Genomic DNA, 9,482 nt, shown 5'->3' with positions numbered 1-9,482 from the left:
CAGCCACTGGCCTTTTCCGGCCAGTGTCCCGGCCAGTTCGGCGAGCGGCGTTCCGGCACGCACGGTAACCACCAGCTCGGTCGGCTCGTAGGCAACGATACCGCGCAGGCCGCCGACCTCAAGCACCTCGCCACGTTGCGGACCACCGTAGAAGTCCTTGCTCCCGCCACCGCGAATGGCCAGTCTGCCGCCCACGCCGGCCGCCTGGGCGACGCGCGCGATCCAGTTCTCGATCAGGGTGTCCATCACAACCTCGGCAAAGTGGCGACGCTGCCAACGCGCGCCTGGGTATACTCGCGGCAACGCGCCAGGGTCGGCACGCCCTTGCCTGGATTGAGCAAGCCCCGCTCGTCGAAAGCCGCCTTGACGCGATGGAAGGCATCGATCTCGGCAATCGTGAACTGCTCGGCCATGAGCATGATCTTCTCGATGCCAACCCCATGCTCGCCGGTAATCGTGCCACCGAAACGAACCGAGAGTTCGAGGATCTCGGCGCCGAAGGCCGCCGCACGCTCCAGCTCTCCTGCCTGATTGGCATCGTACATGATCAGCGGGTGCAGATTGCCGTCGCCGGCGTGGAAGACGTTGGCACAACGCAACGCATACTTGGTCGAGAGCACGGCGATCGCGTCGAGCATCTCGGCCAGACGTTTGCGCGGGATGGTACCGTCCATGCAGAGATAGTCGGGCGTCAGCCGGCCGACCGCCGGGAAGGCTGCCTTGCGCCCGGCCCAGAACTTCAGGCGCTCGGCTTCGTTCTGCGACACGCGAATGCCCGCCGCACCGCTCTCCTCGAGCACCGCCGTCATGCGGCCAATCTCCTCGGCGACCTCTTCCGGTGTGCCGTCCGATTCGCACAGCAGAATGGCCTCGGCTTCCATGTCGTAACCGGCATTGACGTAGGGTTCGACGGCGTGGATCGCCTTCCTGTCCATCATCTCGAGACCGGCCGGGATGATGCCGGCGGCAATGATGCTGGCGACTGCGTCACCAGCCCGGCGCACATCGGCGAACGAGGCGATCACCACCTGCGCCAGTTCAGGCTTGGGAGTCAGCCTGACCGTGACCTCGGTGATCACCGCCAGCAGACCCTCCGATCCGTTGAGCAGGGCCAGCAGATCGTAACCCGGCGCGTCGAGGGCCGCGTTGCCGAACTCGACGATTTCGCCGGCGATCGTCACAGCGCGGATGCGCAGGACATTGTGCACGGTCAACCCATACTTGAGGCAGTGCACGCCGCCGGCGTTCTCGGCGACATTGCCACCGATCGTGCAGGCGATCTGCGACGAGGGGTCCGGTGCGTAATAGAGGCCGTACGGTGCAGCCGCCTCGGAGACTGCCAGATTGCGCACCCCGGGCTGGACCACCGCGCTACGCGATACGGGGTCGACGCTGACGATTCTCTTTAGCTTGGCGAGCGACATCAGCACGCCGTCGGGATGCGGCGTCGCCCCGCCCGACAGACCGGTGGCGGCACCGCGCGCGACAACCGGCGCCTGCAGTTCATGGCAAACCTTGAGGATGCCCTGCACCTGCGCTTCGCTCTCCGGCAGGGCCACCAGCAGCGGCAACTGCCGATAGGCAGTGAGACCATCGCAGTCATACGGCCGCATGTCCTCTTCTTCGGCGAGTAGTGCATGCGCCGGCAACAGTGCGCGCAAACGCCTGATCAGCTCTGCCCGGTCAAGCGTGAAGCGACGATCGGCAATCGTGTTTTCCATGCTCATGCTCCGTCCTCAGTCAGTTGATGACAGCGACCGACCCGCTGTTCGGCGGCAGTTGCGTTTCTGCGGCATCCCCGGCCCGTGCGCACAGGAGATCTTGGGCCAGTACGATCCCCACCCGCAACGCCGCACAGCGCAAGTGAGCGTGTGCGCGCCGACGCGCCAGCAGCGGCATCCCCGGCGGCGATCGCCTCGAAGGTCGCCCGGTGTTCTGCCTGTGCCGCCGCCAGCGCATCCACGACACGGCCAGGCAGCGTCCACACCAGGCGCCGGGTGTTGGAGAAGTGCCGGCCCATGAATTCCAGCAAGTGACAGGTATGGCTGTTGTGGGTGACCGCAGCAATCGCCAGATGAAAATCGTCGTCGGCCGCGGAACCATCACCACCACTGGCCAGCGCATCGTCCATCGCCGACAGATGGCGCCGCATCGCGACAATGTCCGCCGGCATGCGGCGGCGCGCCGCCAGCTCGGCAATCGAGCTTTCGATCATCGCACGCAACTCGAAGATCTCGCACAGTTCGGTCGCTGCCGGACGACCACCCTGCCAGAAGCGAAGGTTCAGACATTTCGACACCGGTGCGACAACGGCGCCTGCCTCCTGCCACGTCTCGACGCGACCATCCGCCCCGAAGTGCGCGACCGCTTCGCGCACGACGGCACGACTGACGCCGAACGTCTCGGCGAGAATCTTTTCGGCCGGCAGTTGCTCTCCCGGCTTGAGTTCGCCCCTGGCGATCCTGCCCTCGAGCGCAATGGACACTTTCTCGCTCAAACGCGGTCGGCGAGCGATCCTGGTCAGCTCATTGGTACCCATGAGGCTCCGGTCGTCAGACAACTCTTTTGAGCATACTACAAAGATCTACCGCTGCGATGAGCACCGGTCTTTGTCTACCAGGGGCCGGCACGCCGGCGGTAGCGACGATGCTCGGTAAGCCGCTCAGCCAACCCAGAGCACCCACGGCGTACCGTGACGAGAAACACCAGCGCGCACAAGGCCGTGGCCAACAAGCCCAGGCGATACAGCTCCCCCTGATCAAGGTAACCGCTGGCCACAAAGATGACGTTCTGGCTGCCACGCTGCGGCGTCAGCATCGAGAAGTAGCTGCTGGCAAAGGGCGGTGCAAAGCCCATCAAAGACACGGGTACGCCGGTCTGCACACCGACGTCGAGAAAAACGCCGAGCAGTGCCAGGGTCTGCGCCGACTGGCTGACGAACATGTAGTGCATCAGCACGTAGAGCAGGAGCAGAACGACGTAGGCGATCGACCAGCCCACATCACCGAACAGCGAAGCGAACCGCTCAAGGCAAACAACACCGCCAGCCAAAGAAAAGTGGTCAGCGCGCTCCGCCGCCGGTTGTCCGCCGCCGCGTCAGGTGCCGCTGACGAACCCGGAATAGCCCGGCAAGCCGGCAGCCTCGGGCGTTCTGGCAAGGTAGATGGCCTGCTCGACGATCGCGTTGCGATCGGCCTCCTTCATTTCCGAGAGCAGGATGTCCACCCCATCGATCTCGTTCTTGAGCAGGCGGTTATCCAGGATCAATCGCAGGCGGAAGAACTGTGCCCACTGGAACTCGGCAAAGTCGGCCGGCCTCTTGGAATAGCCGAAGTGGCTGCGTACGTACCACGCGAGGCCGCGGTAGGGATCGTTGCGCAAATCCTTGACATGCCTGGGCAACTTCGCCGGCTGGATGGGGCCCCCGCCCGCCTGATCGAACAGATAGACCCAGGCATTGCCTTGCATCGCCTTCCAGAAATCATAGTCCTTGAGGACGTGCCAGTTGTACAGCACCTCGACGACGACCCGTGCATTGTCTTCATCGATGCCCGCCTCGTTATCCTTCTTGGCTGCCTCCCACACCGCGCGCGCCAGATGGTGGTGATCCGTCAGACAGAACTTGTTGTCATTGCCGATCACCACCGGAACCGGTCGGGTGATCAGGTAGGCCATCAACTCATCCTTGCTCTTGTTGCGGATCGACTCGGCCCGGGCATGGACCTCGTCGAGCCCGACCGCGCACTGTGTCGGGTGCAGGTCAGCGACCCGTACCTGATACAGGTGTCCGCCACGGTGCGACTTGGATGACAACTCTTCGTAATCGAAATCCATGACCTTCCTCCTTGGTAGTTGTTGGCCCCACATCCTTGACCGGCAGTCCTTGCGCCTTGGCCCCCTGTTGCCGAAGCCAAGGTCGTCGCCAGTGACCACAGGGAAGAGAGCATGCCGAGGCCACGTCGATCCGTCAACACAGGTGATGTCAACAACAAGCGGATTGACGCGCTGAACCAATGATTCCCCGGCGCTTTCCCGGCAGGCACCAGGATTCAGGACAAACTGGCGTGGAATGCGGTGGCGCACTTGCAGGCCGCGCAGGGGCCACACCCGACAAGAGTTTTGGTCGCCGCAGGAGGTGACGGCAAAACGACCCCATCAGCCAGCCCGAACGAAAAACCACGCCAACGGAGCGGGGTGCCGCACCGGCGCCCCTGCTACCCCAGCGCGTGGGTCGTGCAACATCCTTTCTGCAACTTCCACCTTACCGATCTTGCCGTGCTGTTCCGTGTAGCGTGAGGGGGCGCGGTGCCAGCCGACTCTTTCGTCGCACCGTCACCCGGCACTCGGCAGCAAGCCCAGGCACACCGCGCATGCCCCAGTCTCACGAAGGATTCGAACCCCCGCGCGATTCCGTTATAATTCCCCCGCCTGCACAATCAACCGGGCGTCGCTGGACTCGATCGAAAGAAAACTGGAAAGGGCACGATGCTAGCCATGACCCACCTGAACCGCCTGTTGCCCGGGCTGCAGCCGTTGCTGAAGTACCAGGCAGCAAATTGGCCGCACGATTTCAAGGCCGGCTTGTCGGTGGCGGCGGTCGCCATCCCGGTGGCCATCGCTTATGCACAACTGGCCGGCTTCAGTCCGTCGACCGGGCTTTATGCCTCGATCCTGCCGATGGTCGTTTATGCCCTCGCCGGTACCTCGCGGCAACTGATCATTGGTCCCGACGCTGCCACCTGCGCGATGATCGCTGCCGTGGTCGCGCCACTGGCGGCAGGCAACAGCGGGCTGTACCTCTCATTCACCATTGCCCTGACTCTGCTCACCGGCCTTTTCTGCATTGCCGCGAGTTTTCTGCGCCTCGGCGGGCTGGCAGACTTTCTTGCCCGACCGATCCTGGTCGGGCTGCTCAATGGCGTCTCGATCTCGATCATGATTGGACAGGTCGGCAAGGTTCTCGGCAGCAAACCGCAAGCCACCCGCTTCTTTCGGCAGCTCGTGGAAATCCCCGAGCTGGTATTGCAGGCCCACTGGCCAACGGTCGTGTTGTCGGGCGGCTGTGTGCTGGTCATGCTGCTGATGCCACGCGTCTCGAAACGTGTGCCGGCTTCACTGGTGACCATGATCCTGGCCGGCCTCGCGGCCTATCTGCTGCGACTGGATCAGATGGGTGTGGCCCTGATCGGCCCGGTAGTCAGCGGTCTGCCGGACCTCGAGTGGCCCGACCTGCCGCTACACGAGGTCGGCGACCTCGCCGGTTCGGCTGCCGGCCTGTCCCTCGTCCTGTTTACCAGCGGCATGCTGACCGCGCGCAGCTTTGCCGAACGCAATGGCTACGATATCGATGTCGACCGCGAATTCGCTGCCTTCGGCATGGCCAACATCGCTTCGGCACTGTCGCAGGGATTCGCCGTCACCGGCGCTGATTCGCGCACCGCGGTCAACGACGCCAATGGCGGCCGCACTCAGATGGTCAGCATCATCGCCGCCCTGGCGATCTGCCTGCTGCTGCTGGTCGGCACAGGCTCGCTGGCCTGGCTGCCGATTCCGGCGCTCGGCGTGGTGCTGCTCTTCGCTTCCTGGTCCCTGCTCGACATGCAGGTGTTTCGACGCTATCACCAGATCGAGCGCGGCGCGCTTGTTCTCGGCGCCATCACCATGCTCGGCGTTCTCGCCTTCGGTGCGATCAAGGCGATCATGCTGGCCGTGACGCTGGCGCTGCTGATGTTCATTCGGCGAGTGGCGCGCCCGGCACTCGAAGAGCTGGTCACCGTCCCGCAACGAGCCGGACTCTACAACCACCAGTTTTTCCCGGAAGCCGAGGCGATCGATGGCCTGCTCCTGCTGCGCTTTTGTGGTCCGCTGGTTTTCTTCAACGCCGGCCACTTCCGCAACGAAGTTCACCACGCCATCGCCCGCCAGAAGGCGCCTGTGGAGCGCGTGGTACTCGACCTGATTCCGGTCACCAATCTCGACATCACCGGCATCGATACCCTCGAACGACTCGACGCCGAACTCGCCGCGCAGGGCATCGTCCTGACGCTCGCCGGCCGCCAGATCGAGTTCGAGCGCTGGCTGGAGACCACCGGTCACCCGGACGAATCCTTGCGCCAGCGCGCCTACCCGACCATGCGCCAGGCGATCCGTCAATGGCGCGGGCGTGATGAACTGGTCTCTGCCAGCCAACTGGAGGACGACAAGGAGAGCGCGTAGAATGAGCTCTGTCGCCCCGCGGCGAGCCAACCGACCCCCGTTCACCACCCTGCCCCCGGCTGAACCGATCATGAGCTCCGACACCCTGCAGAATCACCCGTTCGACGAAATCCAGATCGGCGATACGGCAAGCACCGAACACACCCTGAGCTTGCGCGACGTTCAGCTTTTTGCCGCCGTTTCGGGGGACATCAATCCGACTTACCTCGATTCGGAACTCGACCGGCAAATCGGCCCAGCCGATCTGCACGCCCACAGCATGTGGCTCGGGGCGCAGGTGTCCGGCCTGTTGTGCCGGCAACTGCCCGGCCCGGGCACCGTTCTCGCGGGGCAGAACCTCGAGTTTCTGGCGCCGCTGGCGATCGGCGAGACCGTCACCATCTCGATCACTGCCCAGGACAAGGATGCCGCCACCCGGCGGGTGAGTTTCGACTGTCGCGGCGTCAATGCGCAAGGCACCACGATCATGACCGGTATCGCCCGGGTGATCGCGCCGCAACGCAAGGTCATCATGCAGCGCCCCGACGCGGCACAGGTTTCCATCCAGAGCCACGACAACTTCGGGCGTTTCGTCGAACGCTGCCAGCAACTGCCGCCGGTGTCGGTCGCCGTGGTGCATCCCTGTGACGAGTCGTCACTCGGTGCCGCCCTGCAGGCGAAGCGCGAGGGTCTGATCGAACCGATCCTGGTCGGCCCGCTGGCCAGACTGCGGGCACTTGCCGGACAGACCGGGCTCGACCTCAGCGGCGTACAGCTCGAAGACGTACCGCACAGCCATGCCGCAGCCTATCGCGCCGTCGAGCTGGTTCGCCTCGGCAAGGCTGCGGCACTGATGAAAGGCAGCCTGCACACCGACGAACTGATGGCCGAAGTGGTCAGCCGGAACACCGGTCTGCGCACCGAGCGACGCATCACGCACGCCTTCCTGATGGACGTGCCGACCTACCACAAGCCACTGATCGTCACCGACGCTGCAATCAACATCGCGCCTGACCTCGACACCAAGCGCGACATCTGCCAGAACGCGATCGATCTGGCCCATGTCCTCGGCATCGAGCAGCCAAAAGTGGCGATCATCTGCGCCGTCGAGTCGATCAATTCACGCATGATCTGCACGACCGACGCGGCCTCGCTGTGCAAGATGGCCGATCGCGGCCAGATCACGGGCGCCCTGCTCGATGGTCCGCTGGCGCTGGACAACGCGATCAGCAAGGAAGCGGCGCGCATCAAGAAGATCGACTCGTTGGTTGCCGGTGATCCCGACATCGTGATCGTCCCCGATCTGGCCAGCGGCAACATCCTCGCCAAACAACTCACCTTCATGAGCAACGCCGATGGCGCGGGGATCGTGCTCGGCGCACGCGTGCCGATCATCCTCACCAGTCGTGCCGACAACCAGCGCACCAAACTGGCGTCGTGCGCGGTGGCCTGCCTGATGGCCGGCGCGGCGGCGATCTCCGGCCTGACAGCGAGCGGAGGCTGACATGGCGAGCGCCATCCTGGTTCTCAACGCGGGCTCTTCGAGCCTCAAGTTCTCGATCTTTGAAGTAGCCGCCGACCGTGACTTGCACGCCGTGGCCGTCGGCCAGGTGGAAGGCCTCGGCACGGCGCCAAGACTGAAAGCGAGGGACGGCAACGGCCAGCGCATCGCCGAACTGCAATGGAGCAACAGCGAGGTATCGAACCACGCACAGGCCCTGCAGCAAATCGCTAGCTTGCTGCGCTCCCGCTTCCACGGCGGGATCCTGGCCGGGGTCGGTCACCGTGTGGTGCACGGCGGCCCCGATTACTCGGCACCGCTGCTGGTTAGCCCACAGGCGATGCAGCAACTCGAAACCTTCATCCCCCTGGCGCCGCTGCACCAGCCGCACAACCTGGCCGCCATTCGTGCCGTGCAGGAAGTGCAACCGGATCTGCCGCAGGTGGCCTGCTTCGACACCGCCTTCCACCGTACACAGGACAGGGTGGCGCAACTCTACGGTCTGCCTTATGAGTACTACGAGCGCGGAATCCGGCGTTACGGCTTCCACGGACTGTCCTACGAGTACATTGCGTCAAGCCTGCCACAGATCGCGCCCGAGATCGCCGACGGGCGGGTGGTGGTCGCCCACCTGGGCAGTGGCGCCAGCATGTGCGCGATGCACGGCGGGCGCAGCGTCGGTAGTTCGATGGGTTTTACCGCACTTGACGGGCTGCTGATGGGCACCCGCCCGGGCAACATGGATCCGGGGATCGTGCTCTACCTGCTACAGCAGGAAGGTCTTTCCGCCAAACAGATCGAGGACCTGCTCTACAAGAAATCCGGCCTGCTCGGCCTGTCCGGGATCGGCAACGACATGCGCGTACTGCTGGCCAGCGACGAGACGCGCGCCCGGCTGGCGATCGATCACTTTGTGTACCGCATCAACCGTGAACTCGGAGCTCTGGCCGCTGTCCTGGGCGGCCTCGACGCACTGGTGTTCACCGCCGGGATCGGCGAAAACAGCACCCGCATCCGCGAACTGGTCTGCCGGCAGGCAGCTTGGTCGGGAATCGAGCTTGACAGTGCGACCAATGCGTCGGGTGGCCCGCGCATCAGCCTTGCCGGTAGCAGGACTTCGGCGTGGGTGGTGCCGACCAACGAAGAACTGATGATCGCACGCCACACCCGTCAGCTGCTCGGGCTCTGAACAGCCGCTGCGAGCCTCGGACCAGCGGCCGTAGCGAGGACTCAGCCCTGAGGCTGCGCCTTCTCGTTCTCGAGCGCCTTGGCCGTGATTTCTTCGAACAGCCTGGCCATCCTTGCCGCCAGCTCCTGATACTCCGGATGCCTGTCCAGGAAAGGCTTGGCATCCTCGTTGTCGGCAAACACCCTTTCGAGAAATGCGATGTCGATTTCGTCAAGCGTCTCGCCTGCATCAACCTTGGCCTTGAGATCCAGAGCTCGCGGCAGCCGCTCCTTCTCGAGGCGCTCGAGCACCACCGTGGCAACACCCAGATCGTTCGATTCCTGACTCATTACACCCTCCTTTCGGGTTGAAACGCTGACTCGCCGCAGCACGCACCGGCAATCATCCGTGTGGATCAGAGACTTGAGACCGGAATCATGCCAGCTTCCAAGCGCTGTAGGCAATAGGCATCGCTCGGCCTTACCACCTATCATGTTTCGGCCCCCTGAAAGAACTTGGGAAGAGGCAGTGCGCTGGCAGCGCGTCTCAAGAGAAGGCGGATGCCGCGTTTGAACCAGGAAAGGGCACTGCGATAGGCTTTGCGGACACTCCAATGGT

9 protein-coding genes are annotated in these 9,482 nt (G+C 64.0%); 3 read left to right on the top strand and 6 right to left on the bottom strand.

Going from position 1 to position 9,482, the window contains the following annotated elements; genetic code table 11:
- The 5 genes from JNK99_RS15980 to JNK99_RS15960 all read right to left on the bottom strand — a co-directional run.
- Positions 1-246, bottom strand: a 246-nt coding sequence (locus JNK99_RS15980) for an FAD-binding protein (protein WP_291854917.1), incomplete at its 3' end; no start/stop codon positions are given.
- Positions 246-1,727, bottom strand: coding sequence for an FAD-linked oxidase C-terminal domain-containing protein (locus tag JNK99_RS15975; RefSeq protein ID WP_291854914.1), 1,482 nt, complete (start codon positions 1,725-1,727; stop codon positions 246-248). The genes JNK99_RS15980 and JNK99_RS15975, both read right to left, overlap by 1 nt.
- Positions 1,724-2,539 carry an FCD domain-containing protein gene (locus JNK99_RS15970; RefSeq protein WP_291854911.1) on the bottom strand — a complete coding sequence of 272 codons (816 nt, stop codon included), beginning with the start codon at positions 2,537-2,539 and terminating at the stop codon, positions 1,724-1,726. Before JNK99_RS15970 ends, JNK99_RS15975 begins: the two co-directional genes overlap by 4 nt.
- Positions 2,540-2,613: 74 nt before the next feature.
- Positions 2,614-3,000: an anion permease gene (locus JNK99_RS15965; protein ID WP_291854908.1), complete on the bottom strand. Its 387-nt coding sequence runs from the start codon at positions 2,998-3,000 to the stop codon at positions 2,614-2,616.
- 96 nt (positions 3,001-3,096) lie between these two features.
- Positions 3,097-3,834, bottom strand: coding sequence for a ParB/Srx family N-terminal domain-containing protein (locus JNK99_RS15960; protein ID WP_291854906.1), 738 nt, complete (start codon positions 3,832-3,834; stop codon positions 3,097-3,099).
- Positions 3,835-4,494: 660 nt separating this feature from the next.
- On the opposite strand from JNK99_RS15960, the gene JNK99_RS15955 reads away from it, so the two are divergent.
- From JNK99_RS15955 to JNK99_RS15945, 3 genes are read left to right on the top strand one after another with little or no spacing between them, the layout of a single operon-like run.
- Positions 4,495-6,216 carry a SulP family inorganic anion transporter gene (locus JNK99_RS15955; protein ID WP_291854903.1) on the top strand — a complete coding sequence of 574 codons (1,722 nt, stop codon included), beginning with the start codon at positions 4,495-4,497 and terminating at the stop codon, positions 6,214-6,216.
- Between the two features lies 1 nt (position 6,217).
- Complete coding sequence (locus JNK99_RS15950) at positions 6,218-7,699, top strand: bifunctional enoyl-CoA hydratase/phosphate acetyltransferase (RefSeq protein ID WP_366518774.1); 1,482 nt, start codon at positions 6,218-6,220, stop codon at positions 7,697-7,699.
- Between the two features lies 1 nt (position 7,700).
- Positions 7,701-8,885, top strand: a complete 1,185-nt coding sequence (locus JNK99_RS15945; RefSeq protein ID WP_291854900.1) for an acetate kinase — start codon at positions 7,701-7,703, stop codon at positions 8,883-8,885.
- A 41-nt stretch (positions 8,886-8,926) separates the two neighbouring features.
- Here JNK99_RS15945 and JNK99_RS15940 read toward each other — a convergent pair whose 3' ends face one another.
- The gene (locus JNK99_RS15940; protein WP_291854897.1) at positions 8,927-9,214 is read right to left on the bottom strand and encodes a hypothetical protein; all 288 of its coding nucleotides are present in this window, start codon (positions 9,212-9,214) and stop codon (positions 8,927-8,929) included.
- Between the last annotated feature and the right edge of the window lie 268 nt (positions 9,215-9,482).

Origin of the sequence: Accumulibacter sp. (assembly GCF_016789985.1) — a bacterium.
In the GTDB taxonomy this organism is placed as follows: domain Bacteria; phylum Pseudomonadota; class Gammaproteobacteria; order Burkholderiales; family Rhodocyclaceae; genus Accumulibacter.
Note: the sequence above shows the minus strand (reverse complement) of the source record. Positions and strands in the feature narration are given on the sequence as shown.

What these genes read in the sequence shown, in the direction of transcription:
- JNK99_RS15960 (WP_291854906.1), bottom strand. Translation starts at nt 3,834, where the DNA reads ATGGATTTCGATTACGAAGAGTTGTCATCCAAGTCGCACCGTGGCGGA.
- JNK99_RS15975 (WP_291854914.1), bottom strand. Translation starts at nt 1,727, where the DNA reads ATGAGCATGGAAAACACGATTGCCGATCGTCGCTTCACGCTTGACCGG.
- JNK99_RS15945 (WP_291854900.1), top strand. Translation starts at nt 7,701, where the DNA reads ATGGCGAGCGCCATCCTGGTTCTCAACGCGGGCTCTTCGAGCCTCAAG.
- JNK99_RS15955 (WP_291854903.1), top strand. Translation starts at nt 4,495, where the DNA reads ATGACCCACCTGAACCGCCTGTTGCCCGGGCTGCAGCCGTTGCTGAAG.
- JNK99_RS15950 (WP_366518774.1), top strand. Translation starts at nt 6,218, where the DNA reads ATGAGCTCTGTCGCCCCGCGGCGAGCCAACCGACCCCCGTTCACCACC.
- JNK99_RS15970 (WP_291854911.1), bottom strand. Translation starts at nt 2,539, where the DNA reads ATGGGTACCAATGAGCTGACCAGGATCGCTCGCCGACCGCGTTTGAGC.
- JNK99_RS15940 (WP_291854897.1), bottom strand. Translation starts at nt 9,214, where the DNA reads ATGAGTCAGGAATCGAACGATCTGGGTGTTGCCACGGTGGTGCTCGAG.